Origin of the sequence: uncultured Porticoccus sp. (assembly GCF_963975625.1) — a bacterium.
Taxonomy (GTDB): Bacteria; Pseudomonadota; Gammaproteobacteria; order Pseudomonadales; family Porticoccaceae; genus Porticoccus.
Genome location: NZ_CAXBHS010000015.1, coordinates 18,804 through 38,629, shown reverse-complemented (window position 1 = coordinate 38,629; position 19,826 = coordinate 18,804). Strand labels below are relative to the sequence as shown.

Here is a 19,826-nt window from a genome sequence, read left to right as displayed (position 1 = left end):
CTCCATATAGGTCGATCTAACTATACAGAGTGTCTACAAGTCATGGGTATCTCGGAAACTTAACGCCCGGCTAAACGGCGCGAACGCAGTGAGCGTCCGGCGGAGTGAAACGGAGCGAATTTAAGCCGTTTGTTATGTTTTTATTTCAATACTGCCTTCCATGTAAGTAACGGCGCTGCCTGATATTAACACCCTAGTACCTTTAATCTCACAAATAAGCTTGCCACCACGTTCGGATACTTGCTTTGCATGTAGTTTCGACTTGTTAAATTTTTCAGACCAGTACGGCATAAGCTGTGTATATGCAGAACCTGTTACTGAATCTTCAGGAATACCAAACTTTGGTGCAAAAAAGCGGGCAATAAAATCAAACTTTGAAGATGGAGCTGTTGCAATGACACCGCGAAGATCAAGCTGCTTTAGGGATTCATGATCTGGTGTAATACTTAAAACATCCTCTTCATTTTCGAAAACAGCAATATAATCATCATGTTTTAGGCACTCCGAAGGTGTGAGCCCCAGCCCTGTTACAAGTGAAGCAGGTGTGTTGCATACAGTGGGCGGCTGAGCCGGAAAATCTAAGGTTAAAAAATTATCAGTTTTGGAAACAAGTAATTTCCCAGACAACGACTCAAACGTCAGCACATCTTCTTTACAGGCCAGTATATTGAATAAGACGTAAGCACTTGCCAGAGTTGCATGGCCGCATAATTTTACTTCCTTATTAGGAGTAAACCAACGAATGTGATAGCTACTATCCGATGAAACAAAAAAGGCCGTTTCAGCAAGATTGTTTTCTTCCGCTATTGCCTGCATTACAGAGTCGGGCAGCCACTTTTCTAATGGAACAACCGCTGCCGGGTTCCCTTCGAACTGCTTTTCCGCAAATGCATCAATTTGATAAATAGCTAATTTCATTGCACTCTCTTAAAAACATAACAGTCTGTTAATGAGGCCTTCGGCCTCATAATAATTATTAAAAGGCGGCCACTGTAATATATTAGGGTGGCGATCATGATAGCCCTAACCCATTGTTATCTTTGATGTTTAATTTTTTGACCTGGCGAGTATTCAAAAAGGCTGGCCTGGAATGTACGGATGGCCATTGATTTTGATAAAAAAGCGGCATGCTGTTCATATAAACAGTATGTTTGAAAGGGAATTCGATCATGGCTGTGTCACCGTTCCTTGGATCCATTAAAAAGAGTACATGCTAGTCAAACGCTACAAGGCACCGCACTGTTCAATCGTACCCTCGCTGGATTAAACGTTATATCCTTTTTCATGGCAAGGTACGCCCAGAGAGGACTGTCGACCGGGAAATGTCAGTGTCGCCCCCGGCGGTTGTGTTCAAGGGCGCAACGATAGCTTGATCACCACGATACCCTTCGGCTGAAATACCTTGGATCGTGGATCAAAGGGGCAATAACCGCCAGTCGGTTTTGCAGATAGGCAAAGGCAGACCTGGCCCCTTTAATGCCAACCTTACTTTCGAAGTGAAGAAAAGAGAGAATTTATGTCCCACGCCGCTAAAGAATTTGTCCCCCTGCACATCGCCGTCCTCACGGTTTCCGACACCCGCACGCTGGAGCAGGACAGCTCCGGCCAGTTGCTGGTGGACCGTCTTACCGAAGCTGGCCACGTACTGGCCGACCGGGCGCTGATTCCCGACGATATCTACCGTTTGCGTGCTGAGGTATCCCGTTGGATTGCCGACCCGCAACTCCAGGTAGTGCTCGTGACCGGCGGCACGGGTTTCACTGATCGGGATTCCACCCCGGAGGCGCTGTTGCCACTGTTCGACAAACAGGTGGAAGGCTTTGGCGAGCTGTTCCGGCAAATCTCCTTTACCGAGATCGGCACTTCTACTGTGCAGTCCCGCGCTGTGGCGGGCCTGGCCAACCGCACGCTGGTGTTCTGTATGCCCGGTTCCACCAATGCCTGCCGCACCGCCTGGGACAGGATCCTCGGCGAGCAACTGGATGCCCGCACCCGCCCCTGCAATTTCATTCCTCATGTGGCGCGGGTTGCTGAATGCGAGGGCCGCTCATGAACGGTTGTGACCAACCTGGATTAATGACCGTCGAACAGGCGCTGGAGCGGCTGTTGGCCGCGGCACAACCACTGTCGGATACCGAAACCGTATCCTTGATGCAGGCTCTCGGCCGAGTGTTGGCTGCTGACCAGCAATCGCCGGTAGATGTGCCGCCGGCGGACAACAGTGCCATGGATGGTTTCGCCCTGCGCTTTGCCGACTGTCATGCTGGTGAAGAAACCACCTTGCCGATCAGTCAGCGCATTCCGGCCGGTGCCGTGCCAGAGCCGCTACAGCCGGGAAGTGCCGCTCGTATCTTTACGGGTGCGGAAGTGCCTCCCGGTGCCGATACGGTGGTGATGCAGGAGCAGTGTCGTTGGGACGATGCCCGGGTGACCCTGGCTGCCGATATCAAGTCCGGCACCAACATACGCCCCATCGGACAGGATATTCACCGCGGCGCCACGGTGTTGGTCCGGGGCCACCGCCTCAAACCCCAGGACCTCGGTCTGCTGGCCTCGGTCGGTATTGCCGAGGTACCAGTATACCGGCGCCTCAAGGTCGCTTTGTTGTGTACCGGCGATGAACTGGTGGAACCCGGCGAGCCGTTGCCGCCGGGACATATTTACAACTCCAACCGCTTTACCCTGATGGGTCAGTTGCAGGCACTGGGTTTCGATTATGTCGATCTGGGCAGGGTGGCAGATACGCCAGAGGCTACCGAGCAGGCGTTGCGCAGGGCCGCTACCGAGGCCGACTGTATTATCAGCAGTGGTGGAGTCTCTGTGGGTGATGAGGATCACGTCAAAGGCTGTGTCGAGAAGCTGGGCAGCCTGGACCTTTGGCGCATGGCGATCAAACCCGGCAAGCCGCTGGCGTTTGGCCAGGTGCAGGGCACACCCTTTATCGGCCTGCCCGGCAATCCCGCCTCGGTATTTGTCACCTTCGCCATTGCCGCACGTCCCTATTTGTTGAAAATCCAGGGGGCCAGCGATTACCTGCCCACGCCAATTCCCGTGATTGCCGGGTTCAGTCGACCGCATGCGGCGAAACGCCAGGAATACCTGCGCGCACGATTGGCCCAGGATGCACAGGGGAATGTGCGAGCTCAACTGGCTGGCAGCCAGAGCAGCGGTGTGCTTTCCAGTGTTTCACAAGGCAATGGCTTTGTGGTGCACCGTCTTGGGGAAAGTATTGAAGTCGGCGATGCTGTACCGTTTCTGTCATTTTCCGATCTGCTTTTCTAGCAACCGCCTCCAGCCATTCCCTACTGACTTGATCTGAATTCTATGAAGCCGGGGAGGCGGCTTCTATAATCGAAAGTAAAGCAGTCCCGGCGAAGTGCCGGGGCGCAAATATAAGGAGAGGGCTCTATGGGTAATCGGGTGACTCTGGCGTTTCTGGGTGCTGCCAATACGGTAACCGGTTCCCGCTATCTGATAGAGGTGGATGAACGGCGGGTGTTGGTGGATTGCGGGCTGTTTCAGGGCTACAAGCACTTGCGGGAACGCAACTGGAAACCCTTTCCGGTGGATCCCGGCACCATTGAGGCGGTGTTCCTTACCCATGCCCATCTGGATCACAGCGGCTACCTGCCGAGATTGGTCAAAGACGGTTTTAATGGGCCGATATACTGTACCCAGGCAACACGCGACCTTTGCAAGATTCTGTTGGCCGATTCTGCACATCTGCAGGAGGAGGAGGCGGAATACCGCAATCGCCATCAGTACAGCAAGCATCAGCCAGCGCTGCCGCTCTATACCCGGCAGGATGCGGAAAAGGCGATGAAGCAATTTGAAGTGGTGGGATTCAGCTCCGTGGCAGATGCACGCTCAGGCGAGTCGACTGCGACGGTCACCATGGGTGATATCGAGGCAAGTTTTTATGCCAATGGCCATATTCTCGGCTCCGCGTTTCTGGATGTGCATGCAGGCGGCCGACATATTCTTTTCAGCGGCGATATGGGCCGCAGCAATGACCTGATAATGCGGGCTCCGGAACTGCCAGTCTACTGTGATTATCTGGTGGTTGAATCCACCTATGGTAATCGTCTCCACGATAATCGCGACGTCTGGGACGTGGTGTCTGAAATCATTAATGACACGGTGTCTGCGGGTGGCTCTGTGCTGATCCCGACCTTTGCCGTGGGGCGCGCCCAGGCGATGCTCTACCTGATAACCGAGCTGCGGCAGCAGGGACGAATCCCCTATTTACCGGTCTTTCTGGACAGCCCCATGGCGATCAGTGCCACGGAGGTCATGCTTCGGCACCATCGCTATCACCGGCTGAACAAGGCTTCCTGCCAGCAGCTGTCACGGGATGTCACCTTTGCCCGAACGGTGGAGGATTCCATTGCCATCAACCGGGTGCATGTGCCGGCCATTATTCTCTCGGCCAGCGGTATGGCAACGGGCGGACGGGTATTGCATCACCTGCAGCGAATGCTCGGTGACCATCGCAATACCGTAATGTTTGCCGGTTATCAGGCACCGGGTACCCGGGGGGCCCGCCTGGTGGGCGGCGAGAAAAAAATCAAGATCTTCAATCGCTACCATGAGGTGAAAGCGCGGGTGGAATGCCTGGATTTTCTCTCCGCCCATGCCGACCGGCTGGAATTGTTGCATTGGTTGCAGCAAATGCCCGCCGCGCCAAAACGCTGTTTTGTCACCCACGGTGATGAAGAGGCAGCCGACCAGTTTCGTATCAGTCTCGGCGAAGAGCTGGGCTGGGATGCCTGTGTCCCGGACATGGGCGACAAGGTGAAATTGTAATCAGGCCTGACTGACCTGCACGTCCGCAGTGAATTGCTTCTCGCTTGACAGGGAGTTGCTGACAAAGCAGTTTTGCTCTGCCTTGTGCAACAATTTCTCGGCTTTTTCCCGATCTTCCCCGTCAGCAATCGTCAATTGGGCGAGGGTGCTGATCCGGGTAAACAGTACTGTCTTTTCCACCTTGTCCAGAACACCTTCACTGGTGCATTGAATTTCCAGCCAGTCCAGACCGGCTGCACGGGCGATGGACCTGAAGGTCAGCGCCAGGCAGTTGGCCACGGCACCCAGCAGCATTTCTTCCGGGGTCCAGGTGTTGCCGGGCCCATCAAAATTCAATGGCGCAGCGACCTCCAGTGTGCAGTCATTTCTCAGCGTGGTAGCAAAGTTGCCCCGGGCTATGCCGTAGGTCGTTGCCTGGTATTGATGGGGTAGTGGTTGCATAAACGGTCTCTGATTCAGTTGTGCTGGTGCCAGCGCGCATAGCGCTGTTGGTCAGTCTGTTTTGCATCAACCCACTTCGTGCTGCCATCCCGGTAGTATTCTTTCTTCCAGAACGGCGCGTGGGTTTTCAGGTGATCCATAATAAATTCACAGGCATTGAAAGCCGCTTCGCGATGGATGCTACTGACACCCACGAAAACAATCTGATCACCGGGCAACAGGTCGCCGATACGGTGCACAATGCGGATATCGATCAATGCCCAGCGTTGTTCGGCCTGTTCGGCCGTCTGTTGCAGGGAGGCCTCAGTCATACCGGGATAATGCTCCAGGTGCATGAAGCCCAGCGGCTTATCGCCGGTGTCGCGCACCTGACCGGCAAATATTGCGATACCACCCACGTCAGTTCTATCGGCCTGTAATTGACGAATTTCCTGGCCAGTATCAAAGTCTGCGGCCTGTACAGCAATGGTTATCATCCGCCGGTCACCGGGGGGAACAGCGCCACTTCGTCGCTGTCCTTCAGCAATGTGCTTTGAGTGGCCATGGTCTGGTTGACGGCATATAGCAATGAGCCTGTACTGAGTGCCTGCTGCCATTCTGATCCGCGCTGTTTGAGAGCTTCCAGTAAGTCAGCAATATTATTTGTCCCGGGTGCCAGCGGTACCTCAATTTCGCCTGTACCCAATTGCTCCCGTAGGTTGCCAAAAAAAAGAATTTTCATGGGTTTACTTTCCAGTGGCCGGATTTGCCGCCGGCCTTTTCCAGCAGGCGGGTGGATTCGATCACCATACCGCGGTCCACCGCCTTGCACATATCGTAGACGGTCAGCGCCGCCACCGAAGCAGCAGTGAGCGCCTCCATTTCCACCCCGGTTTTGCCGTCCAGGCCGCAACTGGCGATGATGCGCAGTTGGTTGCTGTCCTGCAGCAGCTCGAATTCCACCTTGATGGACGTGAGCATCAGGGGGTGGCAGAGGGGAATCAGGTCGGCACATTTCTTGGCGGCCTGAATGCCGGCGATACGCGCCACCGCCAGAACATCGCCTTTTTTGTGGCCGTTGCTGCCAATTAATACCAGGGTTTCCGGCTGCATCCGGACCCGTGTTTCGGCAGTGGCTTCGCGCTGGGTAATGGCCTTGCCAGCCACATCCACCATGTGGGCATTGCCCTGGTCGTCCAGGTGGGTCAGTTTCCGCATGTCGCTCAAGGGTGCGCTCCGCGATAATGGTTCAGTTGATCAATGGGTTAACGTGATCACAGTCTAGCTCAACTCGAACGGGAAACGCATTGCACCAGATCAATTCGTCGTGTGGGGGAGTATCAGTATGGCCCGGAAGTCATTAACGTTGGTGCGGGTGGGACCGGTGATCAGCAGGTCTTCAAGATCCCTGAACAGGGGATAACAGTTGTTGTTTTCCAGTTCCTTGCTGATATCCCAGCTCCTTTCCCGGGCGCGTTGCCAGGTGTCTGGTGTGAGGACAGCTCCGGCATTGTCGCCGGCACCGTCGATGCCGTCGGTATCTGCCGCCAGAGCGTAAATGCCGGGGGTGCCCCGCAGTGAATTCGCCAGCGCCAGCAGGTATTCGCCATTGCGCCCTCCCTTGCCATCACCTCGAACAGTGACGGTTGTTTCGCCACCGGAAAGTATGATGCAGGGGGGTGAAACCGGGCCGCTTCCTTTTGCGATAGCCAGCGCCAGCGCCGCATGCTCGCGGGCGACATCGCGGGATTCACCGCTGATGTCATCTCCCAGCAGCAGGGTGTTGAACCCGGCCTGTTGTGCCTGTCTGGCGGCAGCTTCGAGTGAGTGTCTGGCACTGGCAATGATTCGATAGTCGTTGTTACAAAGCCTTGAATCACCCGGCTTCGGGGTTTCCGAGACGGGATTCTTCAGCCATGCGGTAATCGCTGAGGGTATCGGAAGGCGGTATTTCTGCAGTATCGAAAGCGCCTCTGAAGAAGTGGATGGATCCGCTGCGGTGGGGCCGGAGGCTATGGTGGCCGGATCGTCCCCGGGTACATCGGATATGGCCAGCGTCAGTAGTCGGGCCGGTGTGCAGGCTAACCCAAGACGACCGCCCTTGATGGCGGAGAGGTGCTTGCGGACGCGGTTAATTTCATCGATTGTTGCACCGGATTTCAAAAGCGCCCGATTGATGTCCTGCTTATCGGCCAAACTGATTCCCGGGGCGGGTAGGGCCAGCAGGGATGACCCGCCACCGGAGATCAGACAGATGACCAGGTCATCTGCGCCCAGACTTGCAACCAGCGCCAGTATCCGTTTGGCCGCTCGCTCACTCATGGCATCCGGTACCGGGTGACCGGCTTCGATCACCTCAATCCGTTGGAGTGGTTCACTGTGACCATAGGCCGTCACCACCAGCCCGCGCAACGGGCCGGGCCAGTGTTGTTCAAGACAACTGACCATCGAGCAGGCGGCCTTGCCCGCGCCGATCACCAGCGCAGACTGAGTCCGGTTCGCCGGTAAAAAATCAGCCAATACCCGAGCCGGTTGGGCGGTTGCTACCGCAACATGAAAAAGTTCGATCAGCAGGGCGCGGGGATCCGGATCAACAATATTCATACTCGGGCCAGAGAGGGATGGATTGGACATACACTCATCTTCCCACTGGTGTCTGGCCTGTGAAAGTGGATAATCAGGCGTTGTTTTATGGCCCGGGGAATAGTGTGTCAGCCAAACAGTACATCGCCGCCCAGCAACTGCTCGACGATTCTTTCAAGTTGGGCTTGCAGGTGCTGGAAAGTGGTTTCCGCCCGCACTTTATCATTGGCGTTTGGCGGGGTGGGGCCCCCGTGGGGATCGCGGTTCAGGAGCTGCTGGCCTATTTCGGTGTGGAGACGGATCACATCGCCATCCGCACGTCTTTTTACACAGGACACGGCGAACGGGCCAAGGCGGTACGGGTGCATGGCCTGGGCTATGTGATCGACCATATCCGCAAGGCCGATTCACTGCTGATTGTTGATGATGTGTACGATACCGGATTGAGCCTGCAACAGATTGTGTCGGATATTCGGCAGGACTGCGGCGAGAGCCCGCCAGAAATTCGTCTGGCGACCCCCTATTTCAAGCCAGCCAATAACCGCACTGACCGGGTGCCGGATTATTACCTGCACGAGACGGACCGTTGGCTGGTGTTCCCCCACGAACTGGCGGGGCTGTCAGCGCAGGAGTTGCTGGAACACAAACCCGGTATAGACGCGTTGCGGGAAAAACTCTCGACCCTCAACAAATAACCAGGTCAGCTGTTGGCCAAACTGGCCCTGGCCACTTTGGAACCGGTTTCCAGGCCCAGATGTTGGGTGATATAGGCTCCTGCGGCGATGATTTTGGCCAGGTCGACCCCGTGTTCAATGCCGAGGCCGTTGAGCATGTAGACCAGATCTTCCGTGGCCACATTTCCCGATGCCCCTCTGGCGTAAGGACAGCCTCCCAGTCCGGCCACGGAGCTGTCTACCACTGCCACACCCAGCTGTAATGCCGTGTAGATATTGACCAGAGCCTGACCGTAGGTGTCATGGCAATGCACGGCCAACTGCGGGATCGGCACCACCCTGCTGACCGCTTCAATCACCCGGCTGATACTGCCGGGGGTGCCGACACCGGTAGTATCCCCAAGGGAGATCTCGTAACAACCCATCTGTAACAGCCTCTCCGCAACCTGCATCACTCTCTCTGCGGACACATTTCCTTCGTATGGACAGCCTGCGACACAGGAGATATAGCCGCGCACTCGCAGATTGGCCGCCCTGGCAGCCTCCATCACCGGGGCGAATCGCTGGAGGCTCTCGTCAATGGAGCAGTTGATGTTTTTCTGGCTGAACGTTTCCGACGCGGCGGCAAAGATGGCCACTTCGCGAACCCCTGCTGCCAGAGCGCGCTCGAAGCCGGTCAGATTGGGGGTCAAGGCTGCGTAGATGGTGTCCGGTTGACGTTCGATTCCCTGAAACACCTGTGCACTGTCAGCCATTTGGGGCACCCGGCACGGATTGACGAAGCTGCCGGCTTCAATGTAGCGCAGCCCTGCTTCGTCGAGCCGCCGGATCAGTTCAATCTTGATGGCCGGGCTGACCGGTTGGGATTCATTCTGCAGGCCGTCTCGCGGGCCGACCTCGACAATACTGACCTGTTTCGGCAGGGTCATGGGCTGTCTGTGTCCTCTGTCTCAATGGTTGTCGTCTGCCAGTGTCTGCGCTTGCCAACGGGTGAAGGAGACTTTTGTGGCGGCATAGCGGGCCCATTGTACGGCAAGCGCTGAACTCTTTGGTATGACGCAGTAGGACCTGTTTTGTTGGCACAAATGATGTGGCGTCAGCGTTTATGACCACGGTCGCATTGGGGAAGGGCGGTCGGCACTGAAAACTTTGCTTGATTCATTTACGATTGCGAATCATTATCATTACCAGTATTATTCCCATTTTTGAGTTTCTGCCGATCAAGGTAGAACAATTTGGGGGGGATTATGCGTACCACACTGAACAGGTGCTGGCAGCCATGTGTGCTTGCCGCCGCCATCGCCTTTATCAATGGCGCTTATGGAGAAGGCGTCACAGAGAATCAAGAGGACGAAGGGGAATCCCCCACCATTGAGCTGGTAGAGGTGAGAGCGGTGCAGTCCAGTAGTGACTACAGCGTACCCACCATGAATACCGCCACCAAGTTCGGTCTGTCCGCCTTCGAAACCCCGCAATCGGTTTCAGTGATCACCCGTGCCCAGATCGATGATTTCGAACTGGATAACATGAATGACGTATTGTCGCTCACGACCGGTATCAATGTGGAATCGGTGGAAACCGATCGCACGTACTACACCGCGCGGGGATTTGATATTACCAACTTTCAATACGATGGCATGGGGCTGCAGGTACCCGATGGCAATATCAGTGGGGATATCGACACTTATGCCTTCGAGCGGGTGGAAGTGGTGCGCGGTCCCAATGGTCTGATGACCGGTGCCGGCAATCCCTCCGCCACGGTTAACATGGTACGAAAACGACCCACTGACGATTTGCAGATCCAGACATCCGCGAGCGCCGGTTCCTATGACCACACCCGTGTTGAGAGTGATATTTCCGGACGCCTGGGCGAGCGAGTGAGGGGCCGGTTCGTCACTGCCTGGCAGGATAATGAGTCTCATCTGGACCGTTACGCTCACGAAAAATCTCTGGTCTATGGTGTGGTGGATGTGGAAATTACCGATGCCACCCTGCTGACGCTTGGCTACACCTGGCAGAGAAACAAGTCGGACAGCCCCATGTGGGGTGCGCTGCCACTACTGTACAGCGATGGCTCGGAGGTCAGTGTCGACCGCAGCACCAGTACTGCCTCGGACTGGGCGGGCTGGATTTCCAAAGAGGCGCAGGCCTTTGCTGAAGTGGTCCACGACCTGGGCAATGGTTGGCAGCTTAAAGGCACTTATACCTACATCAAGCACAACGAAGATGCCGACCTCTTCTATGCCTTTGGCACGCCGGACCGCGAGACCGGACTCGGCTTGTATGGCTACGGTAGCGATTACACCGAACACAACACCATGGACCTGTTCGATGTCTATATCAGTGGCCAGTACCAGTTGGCCGGACGCGAACATGACCTGGTGTTGGGGTACAGTTGGTCCGAAAGTGTGGTGGACAACTTTTCCTACATGGACGATGACTTTCCCGCCATGCCGGATTTCCGCACCTGGAACGGCTCTGGTATCGATATGAACCTGCGCGACATAGTGCGCGGCGGCGGCGATTACAAGGACCGACAGCGATCCATCTACGGTGCTACCCGCTTGTCGATTACCGACAAGCTGAAAGTCTTGCTGGGTGCGCGGGTCAGCGATTGGGACACCTCCGGCGAGTCGTATGGACTCTCTCAGGATTCGAAATATTCCGGCGTTACAACACCATACGCCGGCGTGGTCTACCAGCTTCTGGACAATGTGGCTCTCTACGCCAGTTACACCGACATCTTTACCCAGCAGACCGAGGAGGATATCAACGGCAGTCGACTTGATCCGCTGGAGGGCCGCAGTTACGAAGTGGGTGTGAAGAGCGAGTTGCTTGCCGGCCGCCTGCTGCTATCGGTGGCGGCGTTTGATATCGAACAGGAAAATCTGGCTGTATCCGCCGGATTCAACCCGATGACCGGCGATGAATACTATGAAAGCTCAGATGGTATTTCCAGCCAGGGTTTCGAAGTTGAATTGGTCGGCGAAATCACCAGAGGTTGGGATGTCATGGCCGGCTATACCAACTTCGATATGGACGCCAATCAGCAAACTGACGAGAACATCATTCGCTTTACTCCGGACAAGACTTTCAAGCTGGCCAGCAGTTATCGCCTGCCCTGGTTGCCCGCGCTAAAAATGGGGGTGAGTGTCAAATGGCAGGATGAGACATCGCGGAGAGACAGTGGCGCTGAAGTGATCCAGGACAGTTACAAATTGGTGGACTTGTTTGCCAATTATGACCTGAGCGATAACCTGAGGCTGAGCCTCAACGTCAAGAATGTTACCGATGAGAAATATTTCACCAGCTTGTATTGGGCACAAAGTTATTACGGTGCGCCGACTACGGCCACAGCCTCTATTAACTGGCGTTACTGATTCCGGGGGTCGTTTGTGAATTCCTGGTTTGTAGCCTCTATATCGCCGGTGGCATTGCTGCTGGCGGGACTGCTTTCCACAGCAGGGATGGTTCTACTGTATCGCCGTTGGCGTCGCAAAAATGGTCCAGTGTGGCTCTGGCTTGCCTGGGGAATCATGGTGGTTTCCATTTGGCCCTGGCAGCAGGCGTTCGGCTTTGATCGTGGTATTGCAGTGGCCCCTCTATGGTTGGCACTGGTGGCATTCCTTCTCATTGCCGGCGGGGCGAATTGGCGCGCGGGACTGCGCCCGGTCGTTATTCACACGGGCAGAGCCCGTCCGGGCGAACAGATACCCTGGGGTCGTCGGTCACTGCGCTGGTTACTGGCGGGTCCCCTGTGTCTACTGGCGACAACCGGGCTGGTGATGGGTTGGTTTGCCCAGTCGCAATGGAGTGACGCCAACCGGCTGGTGGGCGCTGCGCTATTTCTGGTGATTCTGTGGCCACTGGCTATTGTGTGGAGCAGCGTCGATCCACGACTGTGGCGACCCTTGTTGGCCAGTGTCGTGGCATTGATATTGGGTGGTTGTGCCTTATTTCTCAGGGTGGGTGGCTGATTATGGCAAAGGGAAATGGTGCCCGATCGGCATTTGTCAGGCTCGCTCTAAACGGTCATTCGGGGTTGGGCCTGACACTATCGGCACTGCTGTATATTGTGGTGTTCAGTGGTTCTGTTGCGGTGTTTTATCCGGAGTTTGAGCGTTGGGAGCAGCCCGCTGTGCCCGAATTTACCGAGTGGCAGCCAGGTGCCATCAGCCGTGCAGCCGACGCTATAATGGCGCTGGAGGCGACGCGCACGGACGAGCCGCCGGACCACCTGTTTATCGCCTTGCCCTACACCGATATGCCCCGTTTTGTGGTGCATGCCGGTGAAAGTGGCGCTTTTGTCGATCCCGTCGGGCGACTGGGTGCGCCGGTTAATCATGAATGGACGCATTTTCTCACCGACCTGCATTTGCGTCTGTCCCTGCCCTCTGTATGGGGGTTGACGCTGGTTGGCATACTCGGAGTAGGGCTGGTAGCTCTGGTGATCGGCGGTATCCTGGCTCACCCCAATCTGCTGAAAGATGCCTTTTCCCTGCGCTGGTCGGGATCAGCCCGGTTGCGGCTGGCAGATGTACACAATCGCCTGGGGGTGTGGAGCAGCCCATTTGCATTAGCTCTCGCCATTACCGGCGCTGTGATCGGCTTGTCACAGGTCCTCGGCTTTGTCGTGGCGACCCTGTTCTTTGAGGGCAATACCGAAGCAGCCACAGAATCGCTGTTTCTCTCCGATCCAAAACCCACTGGTGAAGCCGCGCCACTGGCCAATGTGTCGGCTGCCCTGGAGACAGTCCGCTCGCTCAGCCCCGAAATGAAGCCCAATATGATCATTGTCCACGAGCCGGGCACAACTGCCCAACGGGTAGAGGTCGGTGCTCTGGTGCCGGGCCGTCTGGTCTGGAGTGAGTTTTATGCACTGGATGCTGAGGGTGGGCTGTTGGAAAGCGCCGGGTGGTCCGATGGGGAACCCGGTGTTCAGGTATACGCCTCGATGTTTCGGCTGCATTTTGGCCATTTTGGTGGTTTGCCAGTGCAATTGCTCTACCTGTTGCTGGGTGCAGGGCTCTGTACCTGTGTTGCTGCCGGCGGCAGTATCTGGCTGGTGCGACGGCGGCAGAGAGGTATGCCATACCCCCGTCTGGAACGGGCCTGGCTGGGCATTGTATGGGGAGCCCCACTGGTGTTGATTCTGTCGGCTATCGGCTGGTTCGGCTGGGCCTGGCAGCCACTTTACACTTTCTGGATCGGGCTGTTTCTGAGCGTGGTTATTGCCGTGGTGAGCAGGGATCGGGTCTATCTTGCGGTCGGCTTGAAGGTATTATTGGTGATAGCCATATTGGTGCTATTGTTCTTGCACGTTGCTCTGTTTGGCCTTGATGCCGTTGGTCCGGCCGCGCGGTTGATCAATGGGCTATTGGTGGTTTCAGTGTTGTTGGTGTCCCTGCGACTGTGGGTGGAGCTGCGATGGCTTATCCGTGGTGCGTCAACAACATTGTCTCTGGGAAGCCGTGGACAGGCAGCCGATTCATAAGCTGATTAACGCGTCTGACAGCGGGATTTTGGACTGTTTACCCACGACCAATGAAGACACCCAGTGAATCCAGTCATTTTGTGCGGGTCGCTGCACAAAATAGTTGCAATAGCCAACTATTGGAGGGGATAACCGGGGCACGCGACAGTCTCTCACCGTCAGGCCGACCTCGACAATACGGACTTTTTTGGGCAGGATCATGCTGTTTCAACCAATCTGGATGGATAAGCTGTCCCAACGTTACTGGCTTTGCCAGAGTAGGGGAAGTGGCTTGAGCAGGTGATAGATAAAGACGCTGGAGAGAATTATGTCATCGGACAAGCTTGATAAGGCCGTGGCCGACGCCCGGATGGCACGTGACCAGCGGGAGAAGGGTTACCGCGAACAGGCACTGAAAATGTATCCCTGGGTGTGCGGGCGCTGTGCCCGGGAATTCAACCGGCAGAATCTGCAACAACTGACGGTTCATCACCGGGATCACAACCACGACAACAACCCGTCCGACGGCAGCAACTGGGAATTGCTATGCATCTACTGTCACGACAATGAGCATTCCCGCTATGAGGATGCTGGTTACGGCGATGTATTGCCGCAAGCGCAAAAGACGGCCGCGACGCACAATCCTTTCGGTAATCTGGGGGAGTTGATGAAACAGAAAAATAACCCGGATGGTTAGCCATCGGCAGCTTGCAAGGCTTTATCGGCAACCTACGTTAACAAGCGCTTCGGCGATATCTTTAATGACGAGGGTCTTGTTTTCAGCTACTCATCGGGCTCACTGGGGAGGGTGATGTCAGAGGCCTTTGTAAAGGACCTGGTTGCAATGGCGTGGCGGCTGAACCAGCCGGGTGAATCCGATCTAAAAAAAACAGGGGATCCCTTGAAAAAAACCGTACTGCTGGTGGATGTGCAGAACATTTATTACACCACCCGAGATGCCTACGGGAGACATTTCGATTACAACCGTTTCTGGGAACGGGCCACCGCAAACCGGCAGGTTGTCAAAGCCATTGCCTACGCCGTTGACCGCGGTGATGAGAAACAGCGGCAGTTCCAGACTATCCTCCGAGCCATTGGTTTTGACGTGAAGTTAAAACCCTTTATCAAACGGGCCGACGGTTCTGCGAAGGGGGACTGGGATGTCGGTATTACTCTCGACGCCATGGAATACGCAAAACATGCGGATCTGCTGGTGCTGGTTTCCGGCGATGGGGATTTTGCCCTGCTGATCGACAGAGTACGCCGTGACTTTGGTATTCCGGTGGAGGTCTACGGTGTACCTGAGTTTACTGCGTTCGCTTTGATCAATGCGGCCACCGAGTACGTACCGGTGGAGGGCGACCTACTGCTGGGACCCCCGGGCAGAACATGAGTCATACCCGTAGTTCCCGCCCGCTTATGCGCATCGGCTCCCGATCCGGTTTTGAGAGTCTGCCGGTGCTGCTGATTCTGTTTCCGTGTAGGCTGATCCATAGGTCTGGCATCGACGTAATGTTGAATACTCGCGCTACAATTTTCTCACCGGGTTCTCAGCCCGCTCACCCTAGCTTCTGGTAACTGCCGATGGTCTTTGGGAAATTCCCGCTCGTTATACTGATGGTTGCTCTATGGCTCATTGGTACCCCGGTCATGGTGCTTGCCAATGAAGACAGTGTGCCCGTTTCCGTCACTCGCCCCTACCTTGCCGAACTGGGAGAAACATTGAAGTTGTCCGGTTCTGTCAATGCCCTGCAGCGGGCCAGTCTCTCCACCCGGGCCGACGGTCTGATTGACGAACTCCGGGTGGATGTGGGCAGTCATGTCAAACAAGGTGATCCGTTATTGCAGCTGGACGCTGCGCTGATCACCCTTGAGTATCAGCGGGCCAGGGCGGCTACCGCAGAGCAGCGGGCTGCGCTCGATGAGGCGCAAAGACTGCTGGATGATGCGCTGCGTCTGCGCGAGAACAACCACGTATCCGCAAACGAAGTAAATACCCGCCGCGCAAATCTCAACCTGGCTCAGGCATCACTTGAAGCGGCGATAGCCGATCAGCGCTCAGTGGCAGAAATGGTTGAGAGGCATGTTTTGCCGGCACCTTTTGATGGCGTTATTGCGGCCCGTCATGTTGACCGGGGGGAGTGGGTAAGTCGGGGCGACCCGGTGTTTGAGCTGGTCTCCCTGGATCGGGTGCGCCTGGATGTCAGGATGCCCCAGGAACGCTTTTCGGAAATCAGTGATAAGACGCCGGTCAATATCTGTCCCGACAGCAATCCTGTGAAATGTTTCTCTGGCACGGTAGCCGCGCTGGTACCCGTCAGCGATTCTTCAACCCGGACATTTCTGGTTCGAATTCGCCCCGAAGGTAACTCGGGGCAGCTTTTGCCCGGTACGTCTGCCAGTGCCATTTTTGAACTGGGAGACGGGCGTTCACAGGATATGTTACTGCCCCGAGATGCACTACTTCGCCATCCGGATGGCAGCTACAGTGTGTTTGTTGCCAAAGAGGGTGTTGCCCGGCGTCAATTGGTAGAAGTCGGCCGTGAAGCACGAGACAACGTGGTCATTACCGGTGGACTGGCAACTACCGATGACGTGGTGGTCAGGGGTAATGAGGTATTGAGAGACGGGCAGACGCTTCGTGTTGTCGAGTCCCCCAACCCTTAAGGAGCGTTTCTGAATGCTTGATGCGGGCGTGAAGAATGGCAAATTGCTCGCTGTTATCGTGTTGATTATCTGCGTGCTGGGCATTGCCGCGGCATTTCGTATTCCGGTGCAGATGATTCCTGATCTCAGTGTGCGCACAATTAGCGTTGTCACTGGTTGGGCCGGCGCGACACCGCAGGATATTGAGAAAGAGATTCTGATCGAGCAGGAGCGCTATCTGCGCTCCCTGCCCAATCTGCAGCGCATGGAATCTGTCGCGGAAACCGGTCGGGCCACTATTGAGCTGGAGTTTCCCTTCGGGGTCGATGTCAACGAGGCCCTGATCCGGGTTGCCAATGCCCTCAGCCAGGTGCCCAGTTACCCGGAAAATGTCGATCAGCCACAACTGATCAGTACGTCATTTTCAGAAAATGCTTTCATGTATTTCGCCCTTCGCCCGAAATCTGGCAATCCGCTGGGTCTCGATATCGATATGATCGGCGATTTTGTCGAGGACGAGGTGCGACCGCGCCTGGAACGGGTTAGCGGCGTCTCGCAGGTAGAGGTTCGGGGTGCCGCAGAGCGGCAGGTGCAGGTCCATGTGGATCCCGCACGTCTGGCCCAGCGAGGGCTTAGCTTGGTGGATGTGCGGGATGCAATTCGCAGTCGTAACCGGGATATTTCAGCCGGGGACATTGATGATGGCAAGCGCCGCTATCTGATGCGGGTGGTGGGCCGGTTCAGGGATCTGGATACTCTGGATAATATGATTCTGGCTCACCGCAATGGCAGCGATATTCTGCTGAAAGACGTGGCGGATGTCAGAATGGATCACTTTGAGGTGCGCGATCTGAGCTATGTGGACGGTGAGCGCAGCATCAGTATGGCAGTGAGGCGAGAGTCGGGTTCCAATGTTATTCAGATCAAGCACGATATGCTGCAAGCCGTTGCCGAGGTAAGGCGCGAACTGCTGGAGCCCAATGGTCTGGAAATAACCCTGATTGGCGACGACGTGCGCTACGTGCAGTCTTCAGTGCGTGGTGTTGTCCAAAATCTGGCGATTGGCGCGCTGCTGGCCACAATGATCATGTACCTGTTCTTGCGGTCTCCCCGGGCGACCTTTATTGGATTGATGGGTATTCCTGTCTGCACCATCGCCGCGTTTCTGGGGTTACTGGTGTTCGGCCGGACCATCAATGTGATCTCCCTGGCGGGGATTGCCTTTGCCATCGGCATGACTTTGGACAATACCATCGTTGTGCTGGAAAGCATTGAGCAGGCGCGACGCCGCGGACTGGACCGAATCGAGGCCGCCATTGCCGGGGTTCGGGAAGTCTGGCCGGCGGTGTTGGCATCCAGCATGACGACAGTGCTGGTGTTCGCGCCGGTCCTGCTGGTGCAGGAGGAGGCGGGTCAGATTTATTCGGATATTGCCATTGCTATCTCCAGTGCGATTATCGCCTCCATGCTGCTGGCAGTCTTTGTGGTTCCCGCCGCCTGTGCCCGGCTGGGTTTTGGCAACGGTTACGGACTTACCGGTGAGACAGCTGAACGGGGTACGATTCTCCGGGCAGTGTATTGGGTGACCGGCAGCTCTCTGCGCCGCAGAACCTGCCTGATGGTGACCGTGCTCTCGACCGTCGGCGCAGCCTGGTGGCTGATGCCCCCGGCAGAATACCTGCCCGAAGGTGAGGAGCCCAAAGCATTCAGTTCGATGTTTGCGCCGCCGGGCTACAATCTCCAAGAAATCATGGTCATCGGTAAAGAGGTCCAGGCTATTCTCGATGACTCCGTGGCTGCCGATCCGAGCCTGTTTGATCGGGGAGAAGCACGGGTTCCCTCGCTTAAATATTATTCTCTGCGAGTGTCGGCAGGTGGCCTTAGAGTTATCAGCGAACCGACCCGCGATGCTGATATTCAGCCGATGATGGACGCCCTGACGGACCTTTTTACCAGCTATCCGGGGATGCGTGGATTTTCCGGTCGCGGTTCAATTATCTCCAGTAACCAGGGTGGTACCCGGGCGGTGAATCTGGATATCTCCGGTCCCGAACTGGACAACCTCTATCAAACGGCCGCCAGTGCGTTTCAGCGGGCGGGCGACCTGTTCGAGCGACCGCAACTGGATTCGGAACCCTCGTCCCTGACACTCGATCAACCGCTGGTGGAAATCCGTCCCCGCTGGAATCGCATGGCAGAAGTGGGTTTTACGGCCGACAACTTTGGTTTTACCATCGCGGCGTTGAGCGATGGGGCCTTCACCGATGAGTTTTTTGTAGAAGATGACAAGGTCGATATTTTCCTTTTCAGCGATGCCGTGCGTGACCAGAAACTGGATCAACTGGCAGCCCAGCCCATCCTGACACCCAGTGGCGAGGTGCTGCCGCTGGGGGCGCTGGCAGAACTGGTTCAGACAGTGGATAGCGATAGTCTGCGGCGGGTGGATGGCCGCCGTACGGTCACGCTATTGATTATCCCGCCCCGGGATGTGGCGCTGGAGACCGCTGTGGCACGCGTCAGGGATGTGATGGTGCCAGCGATGCAAGCGTCCGGCGAGGTTCGGAAGGGAGTCAGCATGTCGATCTCCGGCGCCGCCGACCAACTGGATGCCACCCGCGAGTCTCTGAGTAGTAATCTACTGGTGTCGGTGGTGCTGATCTATTTGCTGCTGGTGGCCATTTTTTCTCACTGGGGATTTCCCCTGCTGATTCTGGCCACTGTGCCGCTCGGTATCGCGGGTGGCATCGTCGGACTGGTAGCCATCAATGGTGTCGGCTCGTTGATGGGAATCCTGGGTTTTACTTCTTTTCACCAACCATTCGATATGATTACCATGCTGGGTTTTGTGATACTGCTGGGTACGGTGGTCAACAACCCGATACTGATTGTCGATCATGCCCGGCACAATCTGCGACAGGGTGCGGAGAGTATCCTGGCGGCGGTGAGAGGAGCCGTGGAAGCGCGCCTTCGGCCAATTCTGATGTCGACTGCCACGACAATTTTTGGACTCGCACCGCTGGTATTTATTCCGGGTGCCGGCACGGAACTCTATCGCGGAGTGGGGATTGTGGTGCTGGCGGGGATACTGATTTCCACCCTGATTACCCTCAGTTTTCTGCCGTGTCTACTGATCACTGCATTGCAATGGCGCGATCGCCACAAGCCATTGCAGCATCCCTCCGCTGGTCAATGAGGCCGACTGCTCTACAAAAACAGGTAGCGCC

At 56.0% G+C, this 19,826-nt stretch carries 18 protein-coding genes; 11 read left to right on the top strand and 7 right to left on the bottom strand.

Translation table 11 applies throughout. From position 1 onward, the window contains the following. Positions 1–132: 132 nt before the first annotated feature. The gene (locus AACZ64_RS12435; protein ID WP_293615574.1) at positions 133–918 is read right to left on the bottom strand and encodes a PhzF family phenazine biosynthesis protein; all 786 of its coding nucleotides are present in this window, start codon (positions 916–918) and stop codon (positions 133–135) included. A gap of 598 nt (positions 919–1,516) precedes the next feature. Here AACZ64_RS12435 and moaB point away from each other — a divergent pair. The 3 genes from moaB to AACZ64_RS12420 all read left to right on the top strand — a co-directional run bounded on the left by moaB (position 1,517) and on the right by AACZ64_RS12420 (position 4,806). Next, on the top strand, positions 1,517–2,053 hold the full coding sequence (gene moaB / locus AACZ64_RS12430) for a molybdenum cofactor biosynthesis protein B (RefSeq protein ID WP_293615575.1): 537 nt from the start codon (positions 1,517–1,519) through the stop codon (positions 2,051–2,053). Between the two features lie 23 nt (positions 2,054–2,076). Next, the gene (glp, locus tag AACZ64_RS12425; protein WP_339640261.1) at positions 2,077–3,282 is read left to right on the top strand and encodes a gephyrin-like molybdotransferase Glp; all 1,206 of its coding nucleotides are present in this window, start codon (positions 2,077–2,079) and stop codon (positions 3,280–3,282) included. 126 nt (positions 3,283–3,408) lie between these two features. Beyond that, positions 3,409–4,806: an MBL fold metallo-hydrolase gene (locus tag AACZ64_RS12420; protein ID WP_293615577.1), complete on the top strand. Its 1,398-nt coding sequence runs from the start codon at positions 3,409–3,411 to the stop codon at positions 4,804–4,806. On the opposite strand, the gene AACZ64_RS12415 is transcribed toward AACZ64_RS12420, so the two are convergent. The 5 genes from AACZ64_RS12415 to AACZ64_RS12395 form a co-directional block, all read right to left on the bottom strand. Continuing rightward, a complete protein-coding gene (locus AACZ64_RS12415; RefSeq protein WP_293615578.1) occupies positions 4,807–5,247 on the bottom strand; it encodes an OsmC family protein in 441 nt (146 codons plus the stop codon). A 14-nt stretch (positions 5,248–5,261) separates the two neighbouring features. After that, on the bottom strand, positions 5,262–5,723 hold the full coding sequence (locus tag AACZ64_RS12410) for a molybdenum cofactor biosynthesis protein MoaE (protein WP_293615579.1): 462 nt from the start codon (positions 5,721–5,723) through the stop codon (positions 5,262–5,264). Continuing rightward, entirely contained in the window at positions 5,720–5,968 is a 249-nt protein-coding gene (gene moaD / locus AACZ64_RS12405) for a molybdopterin converting factor subunit 1 (protein WP_293615580.1), read from the bottom strand. Before moaD ends, AACZ64_RS12410 begins: the two co-directional genes overlap by 4 nt. Beyond that, entirely contained in the window at positions 5,965–6,444 is a 480-nt protein-coding gene (gene moaC / locus AACZ64_RS12400) for a cyclic pyranopterin monophosphate synthase MoaC (RefSeq protein WP_293615591.1), read from the bottom strand. The genes moaD and moaC overlap by 4 nt, the downstream gene beginning before the upstream one ends. A gap of 99 nt (positions 6,445–6,543) precedes the next feature. Then, positions 6,544–7,860, bottom strand: coding sequence for a glycerate kinase (locus tag AACZ64_RS12395; protein WP_339640258.1), 1,317 nt, complete (start codon positions 7,858–7,860; stop codon positions 6,544–6,546). Between the two features lie 29 nt (positions 7,861–7,889). On the opposite strand from AACZ64_RS12395, the gene AACZ64_RS12390 reads away from it, so the two are divergent. Next, positions 7,890–8,504, top strand: a complete 615-nt coding sequence (locus AACZ64_RS12390) for a phosphoribosyltransferase family protein (RefSeq protein ID WP_293615582.1) — start codon at positions 7,890–7,892, stop codon at positions 8,502–8,504. A 5-nt stretch (positions 8,505–8,509) separates the two neighbouring features. Here the strand turns inward: AACZ64_RS12390 and AACZ64_RS12385 are convergent, their stop codons facing one another. Then, complete coding sequence (locus tag AACZ64_RS12385) at positions 8,510–9,412, bottom strand: hydroxymethylglutaryl-CoA lyase (protein WP_293615583.1); 903 nt, start codon at positions 9,410–9,412, stop codon at positions 8,510–8,512. Between the two features lie 318 nt (positions 9,413–9,730). Between AACZ64_RS12385 and AACZ64_RS12380 the strand changes: the two genes are divergently transcribed. The 7 genes from AACZ64_RS12380 to AACZ64_RS12350 all read left to right on the top strand — a co-directional run bounded on the left by AACZ64_RS12380 (position 9,731) and on the right by AACZ64_RS12350 (position 19,795). Continuing rightward, positions 9,731–11,863, top strand: a complete 2,133-nt coding sequence (locus AACZ64_RS12380; RefSeq protein WP_293615584.1) for a TonB-dependent siderophore receptor — start codon at positions 9,731–9,733, stop codon at positions 11,861–11,863. Between the two features lie 15 nt (positions 11,864–11,878). Then, complete coding sequence (locus tag AACZ64_RS12375; RefSeq protein ID WP_293615585.1) at positions 11,879–12,460, top strand: hypothetical protein; 582 nt, start codon at positions 11,879–11,881, stop codon at positions 12,458–12,460. Positions 12,461–12,462: 2 nt separating this feature from the next. Beyond that, positions 12,463–13,977 carry a PepSY-associated TM helix domain-containing protein gene (locus AACZ64_RS12370; RefSeq protein ID WP_293615586.1) on the top strand — a complete coding sequence of 505 codons (1,515 nt, stop codon included), beginning with the start codon at positions 12,463–12,465 and terminating at the stop codon, positions 13,975–13,977. Positions 13,978–14,284: 307 nt separating this feature from the next. After that, a complete protein-coding gene (locus tag AACZ64_RS12365; protein WP_339640254.1) occupies positions 14,285–14,653 on the top strand; it encodes a YajD family HNH nuclease in 369 nt (122 codons plus the stop codon). Positions 14,654–14,767: 114 nt separating this feature from the next. Further along, positions 14,768–15,349, top strand: coding sequence for an NYN domain-containing protein (locus tag AACZ64_RS12360; RefSeq protein WP_293615587.1), 582 nt, complete (start codon positions 14,768–14,770; stop codon positions 15,347–15,349). Between the two features lie 191 nt (positions 15,350–15,540). Further along, positions 15,541–16,623 (top strand): efflux RND transporter periplasmic adaptor subunit, encoded by a 1,083-nt coding sequence (locus tag AACZ64_RS12355; protein ID WP_293615588.1) that lies wholly within the window; start codon positions 15,541–15,543, stop codon positions 16,621–16,623. 13 nt (positions 16,624–16,636) lie between these two features. Next, positions 16,637–19,795, top strand: coding sequence for an efflux RND transporter permease subunit (locus tag AACZ64_RS12350; RefSeq protein WP_293615589.1), 3,159 nt, complete (start codon positions 16,637–16,639; stop codon positions 19,793–19,795). Positions 19,796–19,826: the final 31 nt, after the last annotated feature.

Bases quoted from the DNA above. Each gene is read 5' to 3' on its own strand.
- AACZ64_RS12410 (WP_293615579.1), bottom strand. From the start codon at position 5,723: ATGATAACCATTGCTGTACAGGCCGCAGACTTTGATACTGGCCAGGAA.
- AACZ64_RS12380 (WP_293615584.1), top strand. From the start codon at position 9,731: ATGCGTACCACACTGAACAGGTGCTGGCAGCCATGTGTGCTTGCCGCC.
- AACZ64_RS12385 (WP_293615583.1), bottom strand. From the start codon at position 9,412: ATGACCCTGCCGAAACAGGTCAGTATTGTCGAGGTCGGCCCGCGAGAC.
- AACZ64_RS12355 (WP_293615588.1), top strand. From the start codon at position 15,541: ATGGTCTTTGGGAAATTCCCGCTCGTTATACTGATGGTTGCTCTATGG.
- AACZ64_RS12435 (WP_293615574.1), bottom strand. From the start codon at position 918: ATGAAATTAGCTATTTATCAAATTGATGCATTTGCGGAAAAGCAGTTC.
- moaB (WP_293615575.1), top strand. From the start codon at position 1,517: ATGTCCCACGCCGCTAAAGAATTTGTCCCCCTGCACATCGCCGTCCTC.
- glp (WP_339640261.1), top strand. From the start codon at position 2,077: ATGACCGTCGAACAGGCGCTGGAGCGGCTGTTGGCCGCGGCACAACCA.
- AACZ64_RS12415 (WP_293615578.1), bottom strand. From the start codon at position 5,247: ATGCAACCACTACCCCATCAATACCAGGCAACGACCTACGGCATAGCC.
- AACZ64_RS12360 (WP_293615587.1), top strand. From the start codon at position 14,768: ATGTCAGAGGCCTTTGTAAAGGACCTGGTTGCAATGGCGTGGCGGCTG.
- AACZ64_RS12365 (WP_339640254.1), top strand. From the start codon at position 14,285: ATGTCATCGGACAAGCTTGATAAGGCCGTGGCCGACGCCCGGATGGCA.
- moaD (WP_293615580.1), bottom strand. From the start codon at position 5,968: ATGAAAATTCTTTTTTTTGGCAACCTACGGGAGCAATTGGGTACAGGC.
- AACZ64_RS12370 (WP_293615586.1), top strand. From the start codon at position 12,463: ATGGCAAAGGGAAATGGTGCCCGATCGGCATTTGTCAGGCTCGCTCTA.
- AACZ64_RS12420 (WP_293615577.1), top strand. From the start codon at position 3,409: ATGGGTAATCGGGTGACTCTGGCGTTTCTGGGTGCTGCCAATACGGTA.
- moaC (WP_293615591.1), bottom strand. From the start codon at position 6,444: ATGCGGAAACTGACCCACCTGGACGACCAGGGCAATGCCCACATGGTG.
- AACZ64_RS12395 (WP_339640258.1), bottom strand. From the start codon at position 7,860: ATGTCCAATCCATCCCTCTCTGGCCCGAGTATGAATATTGTTGATCCG.
- AACZ64_RS12350 (WP_293615589.1), top strand. From the start codon at position 16,637: ATGCTTGATGCGGGCGTGAAGAATGGCAAATTGCTCGCTGTTATCGTG.